Origin of the sequence: Streptomyces sp. P9-2B-2 (assembly GCF_030406865.1) — a bacterium.
Classification (GTDB): Bacteria; Actinomycetota; Actinomycetes; order Streptomycetales; family Streptomycetaceae; genus Streptomyces; species Streptomyces platensis.
Genome location: NZ_CP129126.1, coordinates 5566374 through 5587269, shown reverse-complemented (window position 1 = coordinate 5587269; position 20896 = coordinate 5566374). Strand labels below are relative to the sequence as shown.

Sequence of the window (20896 nt, the reverse complement as noted above, 5' to 3'; positions counted from 1 at the left end):
TCAACCCCCCACACGCCACCGCGCGGCCGTCGCCTCCGGATTCGAAGGCGAGGACCGCGCGGTGTGCCGTAGTGGGGCGCTCGTCAGGTCCAGAGCACCGCGATGAAGATGTTGGCCACGGTCAGGCCGCCGACCGCGCCGAAGAGCGCCTTGTCGACCGTCTCGTCGTCCCGCTTGACGTAGACCAGCGCCAGGATCACCACCAGGACGGCCATCTTGATGCCGAGCTTGATGTTGTTGAGCGGGTGATCCTGGGCCTGGTTGAGGCCGACCAGCACGATGCCGGTGACCAGCATCGTCAGCGCGCCGTGCAGCATGGCCGGCACGAAGCGGGCGGTGCCCGCGCTCATCGCCTTCATCTGGGTCAGAAAGCCGCCCAGCAGGGAGGCGATGCCGATGATGTGCAGGCCGACGAAGATATTGGTTACTACGTCCATAGTGCTGGATCGTAGCCGCCGTATAGCACGGCCCTTCGGGCAGGGCGCCCACTATCGCCGCTTCGGTCAGGCCAGGCCGGTCCCGGCCGTACGGCCATGGCGCCGCGGTCACCCGCGTACCCGCCGCGGTCGAAAGCGGACAATGCCGGGCAAGCACACTCACTGCCGCGACACCCAGGCTTAGCGTCCTCCTCCAGGCGGCCGACTCCCCGCCTCGCCGGTCTCCCACCGGCGTTCCGTCGGCCGCCCCCGCCGAGAGGTGCGGCGGCGGTCCGTTGCCCCCGTGACGGACCGCCGCCGGACCCGCGGCTCGAAGGGAAGGAAGTGACGGCCACCGTGGCCTCGCACCGCAAGCCCCGGCAGCATCCGCTCGCCTCCCTCACCGGTGGCGGCTCGCGCAGCGCGCGCACCGCCCGTACGGCCGCCACCCTGGCGCTGGCCGGCGCCGCCCCCACGTTCGGCCTCGCACAGGCCGCAGCCGCCCCCCTCACCCCCGACTTCGACGCCGCCGGCCACGCCGCACACCGGCTCACCCCCGCCCAGGTAAAGAACCGGGTCGACGCGCTGTACCAGGAGGCAGAGGTGGCCACGCAGAGCTACAACGGTGCGAAGGATTCCGCCGACACGGCACGGGAGGAGCTGAGCAGGCTCCAGGACGAGGCCGCCCGCAGGACCGGGAAGCTGAACGCCGCCCGCGCCGAACTGGGCGCGATGGCCGCCGGCCAGTACCGTTCCGGCGGCATCGACCCGACCGTACGGCTGCTGCTGTCCGCGGACCCGCAGCGCTATCTGGACGGCGCCGCGGTGCTGGAGCGTACGGGCAGCCATCAGGCGACCGCCGTGGCCGGTTACGCGCGCCGGCTCGGCAGCGTCCGGCAGGTCCGGCAGCGGGCCGAGGACACCGTGGAGCGGCTGGCGGACACCGAGGCGCAGCTGAAGAAGCACCGGGTCACCGTCGTACACAAGCTGGACGCCGCCGAGCAGTTGCTGTCCCGGCTGACCGCGGAGCAGCGGCAGCGGATGACGGCCCGGGACGGCGCACGGAGCGGGCCCGGCCAGGGCCGTACAGGCCAGGAGGACGGCCACGGGGGCGGCACGCTCAGCCGGCTTCCCGGCGCGGTGGGGGCCGCCGCGGCGCAGGCGCCCAACCCCCGCGCCGCCCGCGCCGTCTCCTTCGCCTACAGCGCCCTCGGCAAGCCGTACGTCTGGGGCGCGACGGGGCCCGCCGGCTACGACTGCTCGGGGCTGACCCAGGCCGCCTGGAAGGCCGGCGGGGTCGCCCTGCCCCGTACGACCTACACCCAGATCAGCTCCGGGCCGCGGGTCGCCCGCTCCCAACTCGCCCCCGGTGATCTGGTGTTCTTCTACTCGGGCATCAGCCATGTGGGGATCTACGTCGGGGACGGCCGGATGATCCACGCGCCACACCCGGGAGCGCCTGTACGGATCGCGCCGATCGACCAGATGCCGTTCGCGGCGGCGACCCGGCCCGCGTAACGGGGAGGGAGTGCGCGGCGGGAGTGCCGGACTGCCGGGCGCGGAAAGGGATTCGGGCCTTGGCGGCCCCGGTGGCGATCTTGCCGGTGGCGTCCCCGGCCCGGTCCCGGGTGCGGTCCCGGTTGCGGCGAGGGCCCGGGGCCGTCCCCGTGTGGTCACGCCCTGAGCTGTGTCCCCAGCCAGCGGAAGATCTGCGGGACCTGGTGCTCCCAGACCGCCGTGGTGTGGCCGCCCGCGTTCGCCGGGATCAGCTGCACCGTCACCGTCGTCGGGAGCTGCGCGAACTGCCGCAGGGCGAGGCCGGACTGGTAGCCGTCGCGGGCCGCGCCCGACACATACAGCGCGGTACGCGGCGGCTTGCCGGCCGCGTTGGCCGACTGCAGGATGTGCAGCGGGTTGGACTCGGTGCGCAGCTTGGGGTCCTTGCCGGCCAGCGAGTCGCGCTCCAGCGCCGGGTCGTTGTAGCCGGACATGGCGACCGCGGCACGGTAACGGTCGGGGTGGGCCAGCGCGAGCTTGGTGGCGCAGTGCGCACCGGCCGAATACCCGGCCAGGGCCCAGGAGTCGGGCTTGTCGCCGGCCCGGAAGTTGTCAATGATCATCTTGCGGACGTCGACGGTCAGCCAGCTGTCGGCGTTGACCTTGCCGGGGAGGTTGACGCATCCGGTGTCCACACCGGGGAGCAGGTTGGTCCGGGGCGCCACCAGGATGGCCGGCTTGACCGCACCGCTCTGCATCAGCGGCATCAGCTGCTCGGCCGCGTGCAGCGAGCCCAGCCAGGACTTCGCCGAGCCGGGGTAGCCGGGCAGCAGCTGGACCACCGGGAACTTCTTGGTCCGGTAGGCGGGGTCGTTGTACTGCGGCGGCAGCCAGACGTACACCTCGCCCCGCACCCCCGAGATCTTGCCCTGGAGGTCGGTCATCTGGACACCGGCGCCCACCTTGGGGTCGTCCGCCGGGCGGAAGCGCTGGAGCTGCTTGGGCTCATGCGCGACCTGCCGGCCGCCCATGCCGTCGGGGCCGAGGTCGCGGGCCGCCTCGACATGGCTGTCGGTGCCGAGCAGATCACCCCAGGTGTCGTAGAGGCTGTTGGCGTTGTTGACCAGGACGAAGACCACGGTGATGGCCGTGACCTGGGCGAACAGCAGCATCAGCAGCCGGGCGGCACCGCGCACCAGAGGCGGCCCGGCTATTCGGCCCCAGAGGGCGAAGGGCAGCACGACCGCGACGATCAGCAGCATGAGCGAGGTGAGGAAGAAGGGCGTGCCCGTCAGGCTCATCGGGATCTCGCTTCCAGGACAAACTACGCGAAGGACGTGGGGATGGTTCCGGCCCCGCCTTCGGCAGTGAGCCTCTCCGCGCCTTTAGATGCTGATCCGCGGGATCCTGGTTGCCCTTCTATGGCGCTTTGTTACCCCCTCGTCATGAAGCGGTGCGCGCGCCCGCCCCGTACTGCTTCCGCAGGTCAGACCAGCCGCCGGGCCGCGGCCCACCGGGTCAGCTCATGGCGGTTGGAGAGCTGGAGCTTGCGCAGCACCGCGGAGACATGGGACTCGACGGTCTTCACGGAGATGAACAGCTGCTTGGCGATCTCCTTGTAGGCATAGCCGCGGGCGATCAGCCGCAGGACCTCCCGCTCGCGCTGGGTGAGGCGGTCGAGGTCCTCGTCGATCGGCGGGGCGTCCGACGAGGCGAAGGCGTCCAGGACGAAGCCGGCCAGCCGCGGGGAGAAGACCGCGTCGCCATCGGCGACCCGGAAGATCGCGTCGACCAGGTCCGTGCCAGTGATCGTCTTGGTGACATAGCCGCGGGCGCCGCCCCGGATGACGCCGATGACGTCCTCGGCCGCGTCGGAGACGGAGAGCGCCAGGAAGCGGACCGGGCGCTCGGCGTCGGTCATCATCGCGGCGCTGCGGCGCAGCACCTCGACGCCGCCGCCCCCGGGGAGGTGGACGTCCAGGAGGACGACCTCGGGGCGGGTGGCCGTGATGACCGTGAGCGCCTGGTCGACGTCGGCCGCCTCGCCGACGACCTCGACGCCGGTGCGCCCGGTCTCGCCGATCTCGGCCTGGACGCCCGTACGGAACATCCGGTGGTCGTCGACCAGCACGACCCGAACGGTCCGGCCCTCGGCCGCCCCGCCGGTCCCGTCCTGCTGTGCGTCCTCGCTGCTCATCTCTTCCGCCCGTCCCTCGGTGTCTGCCCCGTCATCATCCCGTGCCCCGGCGCGCGCTGTCGCCTCCGGCCGCCCCTCGCCCGGCCCGGTCATATCTCGCGCTCCGCCGCCGCGCGCTCGATTTCCAGCTCGACGACCGTGCCGCCCTCGGGGGCGGACCGGAGCCGGGCGGTGCCGCCGTGGCGTTCCATACGGCCGATGATGGACTCCCGTACGCCCATCCGGTCCTCAGGGACCGCGTCCAGGTCGAATCCGGGGCCGCGGTCGCGCACCGAGACGAAGACCGTACGGCCCTCCACTTCGGCGAACACCTGCACCGCGCCGCCCTCGCCGCCGTATTTCGCGGCGTTGACCATCGCCTCGCGGGCGGCCTGCATCTGGGCGCCCAGCGGCTCGTCCAGCGGGCAGTCGCCGACGACCACGACCTCGATGGGGACTCCGTGGTGGTCCTCCACCTCGGCGGCGGACTTGCGGACCGCCTCCGCCAGGGTGGCCGGCTCCTCGTCCTCCTCCTTGCCGCGGCCCTCGGGCTTGTAGAGCCAGGCGCGCAGCTCACGCTCCTGCGCGCGGGCCAGCCGCGCCACCTCCCGGGGGTCGTCGGCATTGCGCTGGATCAGGGTGAGGGTGTGCAGGACCGAGTCATGGACATGGGCGGCCACTTCGGCGCGCTCCTGGGCGCGGATGCGCATCAGCCGCTCCTCGGAGAGGTCCTGGGCCATCCGCACGAGGTAGGGGCCCGCCAGCAGCGCTATGCCGACGACGACGGCGAGCGCGGCCTGCAGCACCGAACCGAGATGGCGCACCGAGCCCTGAAGCACGACGATGCCCGTCACCCCGACGCCCACCAGCAGCACTCCGGCCGCACCGCGCACCATCGGCAGCAGGCCCTTGCGGCGGCCGAGCTCCAGCCACTGGGCGCGGCGGGAGTTGTCCGCCTGCCGCCACACCAGGGCGACACCGGCGCCGATCAGCAGCACCGGCCAGAGATAGCCGTCGGCCCGGCCCAGCTGGAAGCGGGAGGCGACGATCGAGGCTCCGATGAGCAGCGTGATCAGCGCGAAGACCTGGCCCTTGTCGGGCCGGTGGCGCAGCAGGCGGCGCCTGCCGTCGGCCGGGGCGGGCTGCCGGTGCTCCACGCCTCCGACGCCCAGCGGGACGAAGAACCAGAACGCGGCATACAGCAGGGCGCCCATCCCGTCGGCCATGAACAGGGCCACGAACACGATCCGCACCCAGGAGACCGGCAGTCCGAGATGCCCCGCGAGCCCCCGCGCGACGCCACCGAGCAGCCGCCCGTCGGCGCTGCGGTAGAGCTTGCGCACAGGCGGGTCGTCAGGGTCCGGCGCCGGGGCGTAGCCCGTCTCGGCGCGGGGTGGGGCGCTGGTCATGTCCCCGATCGTCACACGGTTCCCGGACCCGGGGCATCAGGGTCGTCCCTGAACCTGTCCCTGAGGTTTCCGGGGAGAGGTCAGGGCCGGGGCCGTCGACTGCTCGCGCGGCACCGGGCGGCCCGGCACCTCAACTCAGCGGGCCGGTCCTGCGGAAGCCGTCCTTCACCGTCGAGAACACCTTCTCGTACCTCGCCCAGTCGGCCTCCGGTGCGGACACGTAGATCGCGTACTCCTTGCCGCCCTCGCGGCCGAAGCCCAGGTCGATCCCCCGGAAGGTACGGGCCCGGCCGCCAAAGGTGAACTCCCAGATCGCGGCCGGATCGTCCTGGAAGACCGTGGGCTGCAAGCGCAGATTCCGGTACACGGGGTACTTCCGCTTGAAGGCCTTCTCCACCTCCTTGAAGTGCTGCACCTGGTCCCCCGAGGAGAAGTCCAGGACGCTGACGGTGAGCTGCGCGAGCTCCGAGGTGTAGACGATCTGGCGACCGCCGTCCTGGGGCTTGCGCGTCCAACCGTCGGGGAGCGGGAAGGTGACGCCAAGAGCGGTCTCCTTGACGCTGTGGTAACCGTCGGGAAGGGGCGGCGGCGGCCCGATGGTGTGGGCGGGGGCCTTGGGGAGCTCGGGGGTGGTGCTCTTGTTCGCCGTCGCCTTGCTGGAGCCACCGGATTCGGTGGGGTGCATCAGGTACCAGGTCGTGCCCGCGCCGCCGCCGGCGACCAGCACCCCGATGACGCTCCAGACCACGATCCGGGCGTGCTTCTTACGGGGCGCCGTGCTGCCGGGCAACACGTCGGCGCGGTCGGTGGACCGTCCGGCGCCGGTCACGTCCGGAACGGCGACCGGGCCGGTCAGGGCCTCGCCCCCGGTGACCGGAACAGCGCCGGCCCCCACACCCGTTACCGCGCCCGTACGCGCCCCGTTGCCGGTGCCGCGGTCCGAAGTGGCCGCCACCTCGCCCGTATCGTGCACGGGGCGGGTGGGCGCCTCCGACTCGCCGTCCGGGGTGGCCCGCTCGGGGCGGCGGCCCCGTCCGACCGTCCCCAGGGTCATCGTCGACCAGCCCATCAGCGCGGTCTCCGCGTCGGCTTCGGCCGCGCGCAGCGCCAGCTCGACGACCTCGGCCGTCGGCCGTTCGGCCGGCTCCTTGGCGAGCAGCGCCTCGATCAGCGGGGCCAGCGTCCCGGCGTTGCGGGGCGCCACCAGGGGGTCCATGGCGATCGCGTACGCCGTCTCGACCGCGGTGGGCTTCCGGAACGGCGAGCGTCCCTCGACCGCCTGATAGAGCGTCGCCCCCAGCGCCCACAGGTCGGAGGCGGGGCCCGGGGTGCCGCCCTTGACGCGCTCGGGCGCCAAGTAGTCGATGGAGCCCACCAGCTCGCCCGTCTTGGTGAGCGTGGAGGCGCCGGTGGCGACCGCGATACCGAAGTCGGTGAGGACGACGCGGCCGTCCTCACCGAGCAGCACATTGCCCGGCTTGACGTCACGGTGCAGCACACCGGCGGAGTGTGCGGCCCGCAGCGCCGCCACCATGCCGCGTCCGATCCGGGCGGCCTCGCGCGGCTCCACCGAACTGTCGATCCGCGCGGCCTCCTTGATGGCGTCGCCGAGCGTTGTGGAGGGGACGTACTCCATGACGATGCAGGGCATCCCGGCGTCGTCCACGACGTCGTGGACGCTCACCACATTGGGGTGATTGATGCGCGCAGCTGCCTGGGCCTCACGGGTGGTGCGCTCATAGCGCGTTGCCAGTTCGTCCTCGTCCAGCTGCGGTGAGACATGCAGACGCTTCACCGCGACCTGACGGCCGAGCAGTTCGTCCCGGGCCCGCCAGACGGTACCCATACCGCCCTGGCCTATCCGCTCAACCAGGCGATACCGCCCGGCGACCAGTCGCCCCTCGTCCACCGACGCCGCCTCCGTCACCGCACGCCCCTCCGGAAACCCGTACGTATCCAGGGCGCAACGATAGTCGCCGATGCGGCCGGACAGCCCCCCGGCCACCACCCGTCCACATCTGTTCTTCCCCCCGGGCACGGGCGCAGGGGCATATGCGCGCGCGCGAGGGGTTTCGGGACCCCCCTGGGGCATCTCAGGGCCGCCCTCACCGGATCTCAGGGATGTGCCAGGGTTTCCACGGATGTCGCGGCGCTGCCGCCCTTGTCACCATGGCCTCATGAACGATGCAGCCCACATCGAGGAGTCGGCGCCCGCCGGCCCCGCCTCGCATCCGCCGCTGCGCCGCAGCCGGCGGCACAAAGTGATCGGCGGAGTCTGCGCCGGGCTGGGCCGGCAGTGGGATCTCGACCCGGTGATCTTCCGGGTCGTGCTCGCCGTGCTCTCCGTCGGCGGCCTCGGGCTGATCGCCTATGGCTTCGCCTGGCTGCTCATCCCGCTCGACGGCGAGGACCAGAACGAGGGCCGCCGGCTGCTCTCCGGCCGGGTGGAAGGCGCCGCGCTGACGGCCCTGCTCTTCGCGCTGGTCGGCTGCGGACTGTTCCTGACGACCCTCGCCAAGGGCAGCATGATGTCGTTCGCCATCATGCTGACGCTGGCGGTGGCCGGTTCCGCCTATTGGTCGCGCCGGCGGCGGCTGGTGGAGGCCGAGGGCCCAGAGGCGATGGACACCGCCACGGCCCAGGCGGTGGCCGACGCCCCGCCCGAGACCAAGGCGCCGCCGGTGCCCGCCAGTCCCTCCTGGTGGCGCGCCCAGCGCTTCGGGGAGGCTGCGGGCCCGAGCTATCTGTGGGGGCCCGACAACACCCCGCTGCCCCTCGACCTCAGTTACCGGGGCGAGCACGGCACGGCCACGGCCCCGTACGGGCACGACGGCCGGTCCGACGCGGGCCGTCCGCCCGCGCCGCCGACCTGTGCGCCGCGGGCCCCGCGCCGGGGCCGCCGCGTCGGACGCCCGATCGGGGGCTGGACGTTCCTGCTCGCGCTGTTCGCCGGTGGCGGCACCGCGGTCGCCGTCTCCCGCCATGACGGCCTGGTGCCGTCCCTCCAGGCGGGCCTGGCGTGCGCACTGGTCGTCTTCGGCCTCGGCCTGGTGCTCAGCGCCTGGTACGGACGCACGGGCGGCGGCACGGTCTTCATGGTGGTGCTGACGGCCCTGCTGCTGGCGGGCTCGACGACGCTGCCCGACACCATCACCACCCACTGGCAGAAGCTCACCTGGGCCCCCACCACGCTCAGCGCCGTCCGGCCGCAGTATGAGCTCGGTTCGGGAGAGGGGGAGTTGGACCTCACCGGCCTGCCCCTCAAGGCGGGCCGCACGGTCCACACCGGCGCGGAAGTGGGCGCCGGCCGCCTTCAAGTGACCTTGCCGCACGGGGTCACCGCCCGGCTCCATGTCTCGCTCGGCCTCGGCGACATCCAGCTGCCCGGCGAATCGCCGCACGACGTGGACCTCATGGCCGGACGGCGGACGGTGGACCTCCCCGCCGACGGCCTCAAGAAGGGCGAGAAGCCGCGCGGCTCGGTGGAGCTGAACGTCGATCTCGGTGCCGGCCAGGTCGCCGTCACCCGCGCCGAACCGGCCCCCGCACCACCGGCACCCGCCCCGCAGGCCCCCGCCGCGCCGACCGCCCCGACCCCTGAGGGAGCCCACCGGTGAAGCGCCACCCCTTCGAACCGGCCCGCCTGATCTCGGGCCTCACCGCCCTCACCCTCGGCACGGCCTACGGCCTCGACGCCCTCGGCCTCTGGCACGCCCCCGGCCCATGGCTCTTCCTCACCCTCCCGGCCGGCCTGCTGCTCTCCGGCATCACCGCAGCCGTCTGGACCAGGGCCCGCCGCCCGCACCACCCGCACCACCCGCACACCGACCGCACCTCCTCGAAAGGCGCGTGACACGACTACCGACGGCACCACCACCGCGCCCCGGCACCACCGCCCTCGCCCCGGCCCTCCCGCACCGCCCCAGCCGCCTGCGGGACAGCCCTCAGCCGAACAACTGCGCCCCGTGCCGCTTGCGGCGGTTCGCCAGGGCGGCGTCCAGGGAGAACCTCGGCGTACCGGCCAGCAGGAGCGGGACCCAGGCCACCAGGTAGGCGAGGTCGTTGCCGTAGTAGTAGGGCGTGGTCGCCCAGCTCACGGTGAGCCACAACGTCAGCGAGATCAGCGCACCGCCGAACGCCGCCAGCCGCCCCAGCAGCCCCACCAGAGTCCCGAGTCCCACCGCCAGTTCTCCGGCCGCGATGGCATAGCCGAAGCCCACCGGACTCTTCTGTGCGATCTCCACGAGCTGCGGCAGCGCCGCCGCGTCGTGGACCTGGCGCAGCATCTCGCCGAGCGAACCCGCGCCACCGGCCGCCAGGAACGCCGGATCCGTCAGCTTGTCGATGCCCGCATAGAGGAAGGTCGCCCCCAGAAAGAGCCGCAAGGGGAGCAGGGCATGGCGCGCCAGCTGCGCCCGCAATCCGGCGCCGGCACCCTCGACGCCCGCCCCTCCCAAGTCGGCACCGATCGTACGATTCGCGTGCACCATGACGTCCGCCTCTCCGTTGCCACCGGGCGCAGACGATTGTGCCCGCGCCCGCGCCTCCTGGGGAGATACGTACGGACGTGCGCGAGAGGTTCAACGGACCGATGCACTTCAGGCCACTGCGCCACACAGAATCGTCACGCAACGGCGCTCCGGCAGCACCGGGCGGCATCGACCGCCCATGATCCGCGGGTCCCGCCCGCCATCCGCAGGGCCCGCCCATGATCCACCGGCCACGCCACACACTCCGGCACCACCGAACCGCCGAACCCGCCATCCCCGCCAACCCCACCGAACCGGCCCACCACCGCCTACTCCACGACGTCGATCACATACCCCTTCGTCTCCACGCCCGCCGCCGTGACCACGCGGACCTCCACCCGGCCGGGCTCGACGTCGACCGGTACCGGGACCGTGAGGACGCCGTCCGTCGGGTTGGTGAAGCCGCCGGCCACCGGGACCAGCGGGACGGGGACGTGTACGTCGCCGATGCGTACGACGGTCCGGGCGAGCCGGTCGGGGGTCCCGGCGCCCGGCGGGACGAAACCGGCGCCGCGGATCTCGATGTCGTCGCCGGTACGGACCGGCGCGGCGAGATCGCCCAGCTCACGGGAGCGGACGACCGAGAGGATCACCGGCCGCCCGCCCGCCACCGCCTTCCCCCACAGATAGGTCGCCCCGGAGAGCGCGAGGAGCACCACCAGGCCCCAGGGGAGCTGCGGCAATTGCGCCGGGTGCCTGGCCAGCCGTACCAGCGCGCACCCCAGCACGGCCGCGTTCACCAGGACGTACTGCACGTCCAGGAGGCTGCCCCGGCCCGCGTCGTCCGTCAGCAGATCGGCGGCCCGCGGCCGCTCCGCGGGCACCTTCTGGAGCCGGCCCGACCGCACCCGCGAGGCCACCAGCCCGTAGGCCAGCACGGCCACCGCGCACCCGAGGGCGAGCGCCACCAGCAGTGCGCCGGAGGGTGCGAGCGCCACGCCCTGGAGCAGCGGGCGCCGCTCGTCCGGGCCCGCGGCCGTCCCCTGCTGCACGACCACCGCCAGGACGGCGTACAGCACCGCGGCCGCCCAGCCCGCCGCGACCGTCCGTGAGGTGGACAGCCGCCCGTCCTCGCCGATCAGCGGCGCCAGCGCCCCGCCGTGCGCCCGGTGCCACCAGGCCGCCGCGGTCAGCCCCAGCGCCAGTACGAGGGCCGCGGCCAGCCCCGCCGTACGGGCCGCCGTCCAGCCGGTGCCGAGGGCGGTCAGCGCCTGTCCGAGCAGCAGTGCCACCGCCGCGCTCCAGACGGCGAGCAGGGTGCGCCACCGTACGGCCGCCAGCCAGGCGGTCTTCCCGGCCGCGCGCCGCAGGGCGACCTCCCGCGCGGACAGCGTGAGTTCGTCGGAGACCCACTGCCGGGCCGCACCGGCGGAGCGCGCCAGTCCGGCCGGCACCCCGCGCCCGGCGGCGAAGTCCTCGCGGAGCGCGACAAACGCGGCAACCGCCTGCTGGTGCCCCGCCCGGGCGCCGTGCGGGCACCGTCCGCACCGGCACTCGCCGCCGGCGGCGCGCTCCGCGCCCTCCCCCGGCTCGCCCGTTCCGGCCATCCCGCCCGCCGCTTCCACCGACACGTCCGTTACCGCCCGCCACCGCTGATCATCAACTTGAGTTCTCCGAAGGCGAATTGTGCCGCACCCCGCAGGAGGCGCCTCAAACGTCCAGTTGGTGGCGGGTGGCGGGCGCAGCGCTGTGTTGACGCCCGCCCGCAAACGGGCTCAGCCCCCGCGCCCGCCGCCCACACAGCGGAGCCCGGCACCTCCCCAACGTCACCTCCACACCAGCAGCTGAGCGACGGCACCCACGCACCGAGCAACCCGCGCCCCGCACAGGGGAATTCGCGGCTCCCGTACACCTGACCGGCGCACCGGCTGGGGAACCAGGACATGTCCCCCATTCGGGCGAACCGAGCCACCGCGAAGGCTGAGCGGCGGGCGCGTGGCGCAAGCTCTCGCCGTGCGTCAAATAAACGGAGTTCACGGATCGCACAGCCGCGATGACCTGGACGGACCGCCTGCGCCGCGACGGCCGGACGGACCGCGCCCCGGCGGTCCCGGGCTGCGGACCGCCGCCGCGTTCCTTCTGCTGGCCGGGATCGCCGCGCTGCTCGCCGTCGCGCCCGCGGCCACCGCGCTCGACCGGCCCGACCGCCCGGTCACCGGCGACAATTGCGCCTACGCCGGAACGGCGCCGCCGGTGGACGTACCGACCGACTTCCCCATGCCGCGCGGCTGGCACTTCCCCTGCAGCCGGGCCAAGCCCCCGCCGACGCCCTCCCACCGGCCGGCCCCGCGCCCCCACATCCCCAGGCCCGCACCCCCACCGCCCCGGGCCCATACCCCCCGTCCGGCACCTCCCCCGCCACCACCGCCACCGCCACCGCCCCCGCCGCCCACTCCGCGCGCCCGTCCCTCGGCGCCGCCGCCCCCGCCGAAGCCGAAGCCGAAGCCCCCGCCCGTCGTCCGCCGCCCCGCGTCACCGCCGCCCGTCCTGCCCCGCAGCTACGCACGGCCGTCCCACCGGCCGCGCGAAGGGCGCTCCATGGTGACCACGACCCTGCTGCTCACCGCCCCGGCCGTGCTGGCCGGCGCCGCCCTCCGTCCCCGTTCGAGCTCCTCGTCCGGTTCCGCCGGGCGCCGTTCCTCGTAGGAGGTCTCCATGTCGCAATGGCTGGTGCTGACCCTCGCCATGGCCGCTGCCTGCGGCGTCGTCCTGACCATCACGGTGCTCAAGGAGCGCCGGATCACCGAGGACGACGACCCGTCCGAAACGCCCGATGTGATCGAGTATCTGACGATGATGGTGGGGGTGGTGTACGCGATCGTGCTGGGGCTGGCGATCGCCGGTGTGTGGGAGGCCAGAAGCGCGGCCGAGGACACCGTACGGACCGAGGCGCAGGCGCTGCACGAGGTCAGTGCGCGGGCCCGGGCCTACCCCGCGCCGGTGCGGGACCGTATCCGCGCGGATGTCGATGCGTATGTGAGCCATGTGGTGCACAAGGAGTGGCCCGTGATGGCCGAGAAGGGGGAGCTGACCGGGCGCGGTACCGAGCTGCTGACGAAGGTCCGGGCGGATGTCACCGACTACCGTCCGCGCAATGACTTCGAGGGGCAGTCGTACCAGCCCCTCGTCGACCAGGTCGCGGTCGCCGACGGGGCCCGCACCGCGCGGGCGAACGCGGCCGAGTCGACGCTGCCGGGGGTGGTGTGGTTCGGGCTGATCATCGGGGGCGCCATCTCGATCGGCGTCATGTTCACCCTGCAAATCCGGCGCTCGGGGCGGGAGTTGCTGATGGCGGGCCTCTTCAGCGCGCTGATCGCCTTTCTGCTGTTCCTGGTCTGGGATTTCGACGCCCCGTTCAGCCGCGGCATCTCGGCGACGGCCTCCCCGTTCTTCGACCTGTTCCCGCATCCGTGAGGCGGGGTGCCCTGCGGGACCGCCGTACGCCCCGCACGGCACCCACCCTCGGCCGCCGGGCCGCCCGGCCACCCGGCCGCCCGGCCACCCGCGAGCGCCTTAGTCGAAGAGGTCCGACTCACTCCGCACGATCTGCTGGTACAGCGGCTGGTAGTTGATCCAGGCGACCAGGTCGTTGCCCAGCTGCTCGCGTGTGTGGACGGCGTTGTGGTGGTCGATCAGCACCGGCTTGCCGGCGGCCTTGGCGGTCAGCTGGACCTGGCAGGACCGCTCCATCGTGAGGAACCACCACGCCGCCGCGTCCACCGAGTCGCCGACCGTCAGCAGCCCGTGGTTGCGCAGGATCACCGCCTTGTGGGGCCCGAGGGCGGCCGCGATGCGCCGTCCTTCCCCCTCGTCGACCACCACGCCCGTGTAGTCGTCGAAGAGTGCGTGGTCCTCATAGAACGCGCAGACGTCCTGGGTGATCGGCTCCAGCAGCTCGCCCAGTGAGGACAGTGCCCGGCCGTAGGTGGAGTGGCTGTGCGCCGCCGCGATGACGTCGGGGCGGGCCTGGTGGACCTGGGAGTGGATGGCGAACGCCGCCTGGTTGACGTGGTAGCGGCCGTCGACGACCTTTCCCTCCGCGTTCACCATGATCAGATCGCTGACCCTGAGGTGCCGGAAGGACATCCCGAAGGGATTGACCCAGAAGCAGTGCGGGAACTCCGGGTCGCGCACGGTGATATGGCCCGCGACGCCCTCCTCGAAGCCATGGCGCCCGAAGAGACGCAGCGCCGCGACCAGGCGCTCCTTGCGGTAGCGCCGCTCGCCCTCGACGGTCGCATGCGTCGGCGGCATCGCGAAGTGCAGCTGATCGGTGGGTATGGGCGTCGGCTCGGGCATCGCAGCCCTCCTCTGGCACGTACGGCGTGATGCTCGATGCGGAAGGTACCTTCCGCTACGGCAGGTAAACAGGGCCGCGACCGGCGCACTTCCCACTGCCTGCATGATGAGGGCACCAGGACCGGCAGCAGAGGGGCACACCATGAGGGCCATATCGGTCAGCAGGGACATCGTCGCCACACCGCGGGAGCTCTTCGACGTGCTCCGGGACCCGGCCCGGCACGCCGAGCTGGACGGCTCGGGAATGCTGCGCGGCCGCCCGCAGGGGCCGTCGCCGCTGGGTCCCGGCGACCGGTTCAGCATGGGGATGGCACAGGGCCGGATCGCGTACCGGTCGGTGAATGTCGTGGTGGAGTACGAGAAGGACCGGCTGATCGCCTGGGAGACCTGGGGCGAATTCCGCGGCCGGCGGCTGGTCGGCGGCCAGCGCTGGCGCTACGAACTGACGCCCGTGAACGGCGCGGACGGCACGGACGGCGCCGGGGACGGGAGCGCGGGCACCACCCGGGTCACCCACACCTTCGACTGGTCGCGCGCCCGGCTCCCCCGTCTCATCGTCGAACTCCCCGGCTACCCACGACGGATGGGCCCGGCGATGACCACGACGCTGGAGCGGCTGGCCTCGGCCGTACGGGGCTGAGCACACGGCTCCGCCGCACCGCCGTCCCCGCGCGGGCCACTACGGAGGACAGGGCCGTGGCACGGCCAGGGGCCCGGCTCCCGGGCGTTCACTCCCGGAGCCGGCCGAGGACGGCCGAGGCGAGCGCCGCGTCGAGCGCTCCGACACCGGTGAGGTCGGCGACCGTGATGGCGGTGTCCGGCCGGTCGACGGGCGCCTTGAGCAGCAGGCCGGCCGCGATGGCGCCGTCCTCGGCGGCGGCCCCGGCGCGGACCGCGTGGCCGAAGTCGCCGTGGTCGAGGCACTGGGCATGGTCGTCGGTGGCGATCAGCTGTGCGCGGTGGAAGAGCGCGGGCGGCAGCTCGTTCTTGTGCGGCATGTCCGTGCCGATGCCGGTCACATGGGCACCCGCGCGTACCTGGTCGGCATCCAGAACGGGGGACCGGGCCGGCGTCGCGGTGATGATCATGTCGGCCCGGGCCGCCTCCGCCGCTCCGGCGGGCCGGGCGGCCAGGCCGTGCGCACCGAGTGTGTCGCACAGGGCTTGGGCCTTGTGCGCAGTGCGGCCGTGGACCAGCACCAGGCCCACCGGCCGGAGTTCGGCCAGCCAGAGGGCCTGGAGGCGGGCCTGTTCGCCGGTGCCGAAGACGGCCAGCGTGCCGGCGGCGGGGCGGGCCATGGCGTGGGTGATCAGCGCGCCCGCGGCGGCGGTGCGCCAGGCGGTCAGCAGACCGCCGTCATCGAGGAGCGCGCGCGGCTGTCCGGTGCGGGCGCTGACGACGCAGACCAGACCGTGGTTGGCGGAGAGACCGCGCGCCGGGTTGCCGTAGAAGCCGGTCGCGATCTTGACGGTGAAGTCGGCGGCGCCGGTGATCCAGCCGGCTTTGACGTGGCAGTCCCCGTCGGCCTCGGGGAAGTCCAGATGCAGCGGCGGCGGCACCTGGGTACGGCCTTCCGCATGTGCGATGAGCGCGTCACGGATGGTGTCGAGGACCAGCCGCGAGGTGGTGGCCCGTTCGATGGCCGCCGCGTCGAAGACGGCGAGCGTCATCGGCGCGCCCGCATCCAGTCGGCGAAGGCCGCCAGGCCCTCTTCCGCGTTGCGGCGGCCGATGCCGATGCGGAAACGGTCGGCGGGAGTGGCGGTGAGTTCGGAGCGGTAGATGCTCGCGGGCAACAACAGGACGCCGGCTTCCTCCACCAGGCGGGTGCAGAAGTCCTCCACTCCGTCGGCGCCGAGGTAGCGGGGGTAGGCGACGCATCCGCCGTCCGGCCGCTGCCATGCGAAGTCGTCCGCGAACTCGGCGAAGAAGGCCTCGAAAGCCGGCAGATTGGCCGCGATCAGGGCCCGGTTGCGGTGCAGGATCGTCTCGCGGGCCTTCAGCGCGATACGGGCCAGGACCTCGCTGGGCGCGGAGTTGCAGATGGTGGTGTAGTGCTTGGCCCGCTCCAAACGGGCGCGCAGCGCGCGGTCGCGGCAGGTGATCCAGCCGATGCGCAGCCCGGGAAGCCCCAGGGACTTCGAGGTCACGTTCAACGACAGTGCGCGCTCCGACACATCGGCGGCGTGCGGCAGGATGCGGGCCGGGTCACGTTCCAGGCCGCGGTAGACCTCGTCGCTGAACAGGTGGATGCCGCGCTCGTCGCACAGGCGGGCCAGGGCGAGGAAGTCAGCCGTGCCGAGGATCTTGCCGGTCGGGTTGTTGGGGAAGTTCACCGAGACGACCCGGGTATTGGGCCGGATCGCGGCCGCCACCTCGTCGAGGTCCAGGGCCCAGTCCCGGTCAGCGTCGAGAGCCACGCCGGTGACCTCGCACAGCGCGAGCGGCACGGTCTCGGCTGCCTGGTAGTTCGGGGTCACCACCACCGCATGGTCACCGGCGCCGAGCAGCACATTCATCGCCAGATACAGGGCTTCCTCGGCGCCCGCGAAACAGATGACGTCGTCCGCGTCGGCCTGCTCGTGGGTCTGGGCGATCACCTCGCGCAGGGCCGGGTCGCCGAAGGTCTCGGTGTAGCCCAGGGACAGGTTCTCGAAGGCTTCCCGGTCCGTGTCGTCGGCCAGCCCGAGCAGCTCGCCGAGCGTCATGGTCTGGACGTCGGAGGCGGTCAGGTGGTGGCGGGCGGTGAACTCCCAGCGGGAGAAGTACGTTTCGAGGCGGAAGTCGGGCAGCCGGGTCATGGCGGTCAGTCCTTTGTGCTGGAGGCTCGGAGTTCGGCCAGCAGGCCGTAGACGGTGGACCGGGACACCCGCAGGGCCCCGGCGACGACCGGCGCGGCACGGCGCACGGCGAACACCCGGGCCTCGTCCAGCAGGCCGAGGACGGCCAGGCGGTCCTGGCGGGTCATGCGCTCGACGGGACGGCCCGTTTCGCGGACGTGGCTGCCGATGATGTGCTGGATGCGCTCGGCCCAGTCCTGCTCGAACAGCGGCTCGGGGCGCTGCACGGTGGGCGCGCCGAAGGCGGACAGGACCGCCGCGGCCTGTTCCAGCGGGGTGCGGTCCAGATTGATGCACAGCACGGCCGACGGCCGCTCGTGCGCATCCCGCAGGACCGCGCTCACCGACGACAGCCGGCGGCCGTCCGCGAGCAGCTTCTCGTACGGGCCGTAGACGCCCTGCGGCGACGGGTCGAGCTCGTCCAGTTCGCCGAGCAGGGACGGGTCCCCCGGGCCGCGGGAGCCCATGGGGTTCCAGATCTCCAGGACCCGGTCGGTGTCCGGATCGTGCAGCACCACCTCGGCGTACGGACCGAGCAAGCGCGCGACGGCCTGGCACACGGGCGCCCACATCCGCACCCGGGGGTCCTGGGCCTCTTCTGTATCTCCCATGCTTGGACTGTACGTCCAGACTGGACAGAAAGTCCACGGGCGGCGCCGCCCCCGCCAACGACAACGCCGCCGCTCAGCAGGCTGAGCGGCGGCGTCATCAAGCGACCGGCGGGATCACCCCGGCCCCATGGGTGGGATCACTCCCACTCGATGGTGCCCGGGGGCTTGCTGGTGACATCGAGGACGACGCGGTTGACGTCGGCGACCTCGTTGGTGATGCGGGTGGAGATCCGGGCCAGGACCTCGTACGGCATCCGCGTCCAGTCCGCGGTCATGGCGTCCTCGGAGGACACCGGGCGCAGCACGATCGGGTGGCCGTACGTCCGGCCGTCGCCCTGGACGCCGACCGAGCGGACATCGGCGAGCAGGACCACCGGGCACTGCCAGATCTCGCGGTCCAGACCGGCCGCGGTCAGCTCCTCGCGGGCGATGGCGTCGGCCTCGCGCAGCAGGTCCAGGCGCTCCTTGGTGACCTCGCCGACGATGCGGATGCCCAGGCCGGGGCCGGGGAACGGCTGGCGGTGGACGATCTCGTCCGGCAGGCCGAGCTCCGAGCCGACCATCCGGACCTCGTCCTTGAACAGCTGGCGCAGCGGCTCGACGAGCTGGAACTCGATGTCGTCGGGGAGCCCGCCGACGTTGTGGTGCGACTTGATGTTGGCGGTGCCCGTGCCGCCGCCGGACTCGACGATGTCCGGGTAGAGCGTGCCCTGGACCAGGAAGGCGACTTCCTCGCCCTCGGCGCCGGCCTCGGCGACCAGCTCGGCCTGGGCCTGCTCGAAGACCCGGATGAACTCCCGGCCGATGATCTTCCGCTTCTGCTCGGGGTCGCTGACCCCGGCCAGCGCGGCCAGGAAGCGCTCCTCGGCGTCGACGACCTTCAGCTGGACGCCGGTGGCGGCCACGAAGTCCTTCTCGACCTGCTCCGACTCGCCCTTGCGTTGAAGGCCGTGGTCGACGTAGACGCAGGTCAGCTGCTCACCGATGGCCTTCTGCACGATCGCGGCGGCCACCGAGGAGTCCACGCCGCCGGACAGCGCGCAGATGGCGCGCTTGGTGCCGACCTGGGCGCGGATCGCGGCGACCTGCTCCTCGACCACGCTGGTGGTGGTCCAGCTCGGCTCGATGCCCGCGCCGCGGTAGAGGAAGTGCTCCAGCACCTGCTGGCCGTGCGTGGAGTGCATGACCTCGGGGTGGTACTGGACGCCGTAGAGCTTCTTCTCGTCGTTCTCGAAGGCGGCGACCGGGACCACGTCGGTGGACGCGGTGACCGTGAAGCCCTCGGGGGCGGCGGAGCAGGCGTCACCGTGCGACATCCACACCGGCTGTTCGGCGGGCGTGCCCTCGAACAGGGTGGAGCCGGGGCGGGAGACGGTCAGCGGGGTACGGCCGTACTCACGGGCGCCGGTGTTGTCGACGGTGCCACCGAGGGTGGTGGCCATGAGCTGGAAGCCGTAGCACATGCCGAAGACCGGGACACCGGCTTCGAACAGCGAACGGTCGAGGCTGGGGGCGTCTTCGGCGTAGACCGACGAGGGACCGCCGGAGAGGATGATCGCCTTCGGGTTCTTGGCGAGCATCTCCGCCACCGGCATGGTGGACGGCACGATCTCGCTGTAGACCCGGGCCTCTCGGACCCGGCGGGCGATGAGCTGGGCGTACTGTGCGCCGAAGTCGACTACGAGGACGACGTCCGGGGCAGCGGCAGGGGGCGCTGATGGCACTTCGGCGGCCTTCCGGCGGTGTGGAGCAGGGGTTGGACTTTCGATTCTAACGGGCTCATACTGAGCCCCATGAACAAGCAGCTGACCTTCGTCTTTACCTATGGCACCGGCCCAACCGGCTGCCATGGTCGTGCTGCTTGATCCACTGACGAGCAACTTCCCAGGCGCCCCGGGCCGAAAGGTCCGGGGCGCCTGCGTCTGTCCGGACCCCCCTCGGCTCCGGGGCCACCCGCCCCCAGGAGATGACGGACATGAGCACCCCCACCAGCACCGCCCCCGACACCGGCGCCCGCTCCCCCGAGGCCGCCGGGATCATCACCGACGCCCGGCAGCGGATCGACGATCTCGACGGCCGGATCATCGGCCTCGTCCAGGAACGGATGGCCGTCTCGGCCGTCATCCAGCACGAGCGCGTCACCTCCGGCGGACGGCGGGTGAATCTCGCCCGCGAGATGGAGATCCTCGCCCACTACAGCGACCAGCTCGGCAAGCCGGGCACCGCACTGGCGATGACCCTGCTGGAGCTTTCCCGGGGCCAGATCTGAGGCGGCCCCCGGGACAGCAGCGTGGCCGGTTTTGGCTGGTGTGCGGTCGGTTTCGGGGCCGGGCGGGCGCGTGAAAGCACGCACGCGCCCCGGCGCAGCTGCCGGATCTGAGTTCGGTTGCCGACTCACCCATACGGCGCGTGACCGGCCGCCGCGAGGCTTCGTTGTTCCCGGTGCCACGCCAGCCAGGCGCGGCCTGCACGACTACGCGTAGACGCCGCCCCACGGGCGGAAACCCGGAGCGATGAGACGCCGGCCGCCAGCCGCGGTCCGCGTCGTGGGACCTCGCTCCGTGCCGTGGCCGGTCAGCAGGGGACAGCAGCCCGGTCACATCCGATGGGGTGGTCGGTCCTGGGGACGCCCGGGACCGACCGCATCCGGTCGAAACGGTTGCGCCAGGTGAGGCGTATCCAGGACGATGCTTGACGAACGACGCACCGCGTCCGGTAGGGACCGTGGACTGCCATGGGTCCGACCGCCGCGGGCTCCGCACCATCGCGCACCACCCCGAAAGCCAGCGGCGCTACCCCCCCCCCCAGCGCCGCCCCTCGGTGCCGGCGCTGCCCTGACGCCGGCACCGAAAGCCAAGGGCCCCGTGGCCGTCCGCAACCCCCCTCGCGGATGGCGTCCGGGGCCCTTCGCTGTGCCCGGGGTGCGCCCGGCGCACGCCCGCCGCCGGGCGAATGCTGTGCACTGCCTGTGCGAAGCCTGTGAGACTGCTGTGACAGGCGTGACCGGCATCACGACGGCTTTTCTGGTTGAGTGGACAACCTTTTTTGGCCATGGCCGGTCATGTACCTGCAATCGCACGGCCATCCCGCGCCCCACCGCGACGGCCCGCAACCACTTGT

General features: G+C 72.6%; 19 protein-coding genes. 7 read left to right on the top strand and 12 right to left on the bottom strand.

The genetic code is table 11. The features are described 5' to 3' along the window. Positions 1-83: 83 nt before the first annotated feature. The gene (locus QT196_RS24615; protein WP_168481005.1) at positions 84-437 is read right to left on the bottom strand and encodes a hypothetical protein; all 354 of its coding nucleotides are present in this window, start codon (positions 435-437) and stop codon (positions 84-86) included. Positions 438-761: 324 nt separating this feature from the next. On the opposite strand from QT196_RS24615, the gene QT196_RS24610 reads away from it, so the two are divergent. After that, a complete protein-coding gene (locus QT196_RS24610) occupies positions 762-1934 on the top strand; it encodes a C40 family peptidase (RefSeq protein ID WP_290355695.1) in 1173 nt (390 codons plus the stop codon). A gap of 155 nt (positions 1935-2089) precedes the next feature. On the opposite strand, the gene QT196_RS24605 is transcribed toward QT196_RS24610, so the two are convergent. From QT196_RS24605 to QT196_RS24590, 4 genes are all read right to left on the bottom strand, one after another. After that, positions 2090-3214, bottom strand: a complete 1125-nt coding sequence (locus QT196_RS24605) for an alpha/beta hydrolase-fold protein (RefSeq protein ID WP_168481003.1) — start codon at positions 3212-3214, stop codon at positions 2090-2092. Positions 3215-3399: 185 nt separating this feature from the next. After that, positions 3400-4110, bottom strand: coding sequence for a response regulator transcription factor (locus tag QT196_RS24600; protein ID WP_085926938.1), 711 nt, complete (start codon positions 4108-4110; stop codon positions 3400-3402). Between the two features lie 89 nt (positions 4111-4199). Then, entirely contained in the window at positions 4200-5498 is a 1299-nt protein-coding gene (locus QT196_RS24595) for an ATP-binding protein (RefSeq protein ID WP_168481002.1), read from the bottom strand. Positions 5499-5628: 130 nt separating this feature from the next. Further along, positions 5629-7425 (bottom strand): serine/threonine-protein kinase, encoded by a 1797-nt coding sequence (locus QT196_RS24590; RefSeq protein WP_290355694.1) that lies wholly within the window; start codon positions 7423-7425, stop codon positions 5629-5631. 250 nt (positions 7426-7675) lie between these two features. Here QT196_RS24590 and QT196_RS24585 point away from each other — a divergent pair, with 250 nt between their 5' ends. Continuing rightward, entirely contained in the window at positions 7676-9115 is a 1440-nt protein-coding gene (locus QT196_RS24585; protein WP_290355693.1) for a PspC domain-containing protein, read from the top strand. Next, complete coding sequence (locus tag QT196_RS24580; protein WP_290355692.1) at positions 9112-9351, top strand: hypothetical protein; 240 nt, start codon at positions 9112-9114, stop codon at positions 9349-9351. Before QT196_RS24585 ends, QT196_RS24580 begins: the two co-directional genes overlap by 4 nt. Before the next feature lie 91 nt (positions 9352-9442). Here QT196_RS24580 and QT196_RS24575 read toward each other — a convergent pair whose 3' ends face one another. Both QT196_RS24575 and QT196_RS24570 read right to left on the bottom strand, forming a co-directional pair. Further along, the gene (locus tag QT196_RS24575; RefSeq protein ID WP_168480998.1) at positions 9443-9988 is read right to left on the bottom strand and encodes a TQO small subunit DoxD; all 546 of its coding nucleotides are present in this window, start codon (positions 9986-9988) and stop codon (positions 9443-9445) included. Positions 9989-10296: 308 nt separating this feature from the next. Continuing rightward, complete coding sequence (locus QT196_RS24570; RefSeq protein ID WP_168483949.1) at positions 10297-11574, bottom strand: hypothetical protein; 1278 nt, start codon at positions 11572-11574, stop codon at positions 10297-10299. Positions 11575-11980: 406 nt separating this feature from the next. On the opposite strand from QT196_RS24570, the gene QT196_RS24565 reads away from it, so the two are divergent. Then, positions 11981-12673 (top strand): hypothetical protein, encoded by a 693-nt coding sequence (locus tag QT196_RS24565; protein ID WP_290355691.1) that lies wholly within the window; start codon positions 11981-11983, stop codon positions 12671-12673. A 9-nt stretch (positions 12674-12682) separates the two neighbouring features. After that, positions 12683-13441 (top strand): DUF4239 domain-containing protein, encoded by a 759-nt coding sequence (locus tag QT196_RS24560; protein ID WP_168480997.1) that lies wholly within the window; start codon positions 12683-12685, stop codon positions 13439-13441. A 99-nt stretch (positions 13442-13540) separates the two neighbouring features. Here QT196_RS24560 and QT196_RS24555 read toward each other — a convergent pair whose 3' ends face one another. Then, positions 13541-14431 (bottom strand): class II aldolase/adducin family protein, encoded by an 891-nt coding sequence (locus QT196_RS24555; RefSeq protein ID WP_266734022.1) that lies wholly within the window; start codon positions 14429-14431, stop codon positions 13541-13543. A 37-nt stretch (positions 14432-14468) separates the two neighbouring features. On the opposite strand from QT196_RS24555, the gene QT196_RS24550 reads away from it, so the two are divergent. After that, positions 14469-14966 carry an SRPBCC family protein gene (locus QT196_RS24550; RefSeq protein ID WP_266734024.1) on the top strand — a complete coding sequence of 166 codons (498 nt, stop codon included), beginning with the start codon at positions 14469-14471 and terminating at the stop codon, positions 14964-14966. A gap of 88 nt (positions 14967-15054) precedes the next feature. Here QT196_RS24550 and QT196_RS24545 read toward each other — a convergent pair whose 3' ends face one another. From QT196_RS24545 to guaA, 4 genes are all read right to left on the bottom strand, one after another. Next, entirely contained in the window at positions 15055-15996 is a 942-nt protein-coding gene (locus tag QT196_RS24545; RefSeq protein WP_290355690.1) for an ornithine cyclodeaminase family protein, read from the bottom strand. After that, positions 15993-17126 carry a pyridoxal phosphate-dependent aminotransferase gene (locus tag QT196_RS24540; RefSeq protein WP_290355689.1) on the bottom strand — a complete coding sequence of 378 codons (1134 nt, stop codon included), beginning with the start codon at positions 17124-17126 and terminating at the stop codon, positions 15993-15995. Before QT196_RS24540 ends, QT196_RS24545 begins: the two co-directional genes overlap by 4 nt. Positions 17127-17131: 5 nt before the next feature. Continuing rightward, positions 17132-17776 carry a PAS domain-containing protein gene (locus QT196_RS24535; protein WP_168480992.1) on the bottom strand — a complete coding sequence of 215 codons (645 nt, stop codon included), beginning with the start codon at positions 17774-17776 and terminating at the stop codon, positions 17132-17134. A 137-nt stretch (positions 17777-17913) separates the two neighbouring features. Next, positions 17914-19500, bottom strand: a complete 1587-nt coding sequence (gene guaA / locus QT196_RS24530) for a glutamine-hydrolyzing GMP synthase (RefSeq protein WP_168480991.1) — start codon at positions 19498-19500, stop codon at positions 17914-17916. Between the two features lie 242 nt (positions 19501-19742). Between guaA and QT196_RS24525 the strand changes: the two genes are divergently transcribed. Then, positions 19743-20045 (top strand): chorismate mutase, encoded by a 303-nt coding sequence (locus tag QT196_RS24525; RefSeq protein WP_168480990.1) that lies wholly within the window; start codon positions 19743-19745, stop codon positions 20043-20045. The last annotated feature ends 851 nt before the right edge of the window (positions 20046-20896 follow it).

Bases quoted from the DNA above. Each gene is read 5' to 3' on its own strand.
- QT196_RS24615 (WP_168481005.1), bottom strand. From the start codon at position 437: ATGGACGTAGTAACCAATATCTTCGTCGGCCTGCACATCATCGGCATC.
- QT196_RS24605 (WP_168481003.1), bottom strand. From the start codon at position 3,214: ATGAGCCTGACGGGCACGCCCTTCTTCCTCACCTCGCTCATGCTGCTG.
- QT196_RS24600 (WP_085926938.1), bottom strand. From the start codon at position 4,110: ATGAGCAGCGAGGACGCACAGCAGGACGGGACCGGCGGGGCGGCCGAG.
- QT196_RS24595 (WP_168481002.1), bottom strand. From the start codon at position 5,498: ATGACCAGCGCCCCACCCCGCGCCGAGACGGGCTACGCCCCGGCGCCG.
- QT196_RS24585 (WP_290355693.1), top strand. From the start codon at position 7,676: ATGAACGATGCAGCCCACATCGAGGAGTCGGCGCCCGCCGGCCCCGCC.
- QT196_RS24575 (WP_168480998.1), bottom strand. From the start codon at position 9,988: ATGGTGCACGCGAATCGTACGATCGGTGCCGACTTGGGAGGGGCGGGC.
- QT196_RS24570 (WP_168483949.1), bottom strand. From the start codon at position 11,574: ATGGCCGGAACGGGCGAGCCGGGGGAGGGCGCGGAGCGCGCCGCCGGC.
- QT196_RS24560 (WP_168480997.1), top strand. From the start codon at position 12,683: ATGTCGCAATGGCTGGTGCTGACCCTCGCCATGGCCGCTGCCTGCGGC.
- QT196_RS24555 (WP_266734022.1), bottom strand. From the start codon at position 14,431: ATGCAGGCAGTGGGAAGTGCGCCGGTCGCGGCCCTGTTTACCTGCCGT.
- QT196_RS24550 (WP_266734024.1), top strand. From the start codon at position 14,469: ATGAGGGCCATATCGGTCAGCAGGGACATCGTCGCCACACCGCGGGAG.
- QT196_RS24545 (WP_290355690.1), bottom strand. From the start codon at position 15,996: ATGACGCTCGCCGTCTTCGACGCGGCGGCCATCGAACGGGCCACCACC.
- QT196_RS24540 (WP_290355689.1), bottom strand. From the start codon at position 17,126: ATGACCCGGCTGCCCGACTTCCGCCTCGAAACGTACTTCTCCCGCTGG.
- QT196_RS24535 (WP_168480992.1), bottom strand. From the start codon at position 17,776: ATGGGAGATACAGAAGAGGCCCAGGACCCCCGGGTGCGGATGTGGGCG.
- QT196_RS24525 (WP_168480990.1), top strand. From the start codon at position 19,743: ATGACGGACATGAGCACCCCCACCAGCACCGCCCCCGACACCGGCGCC.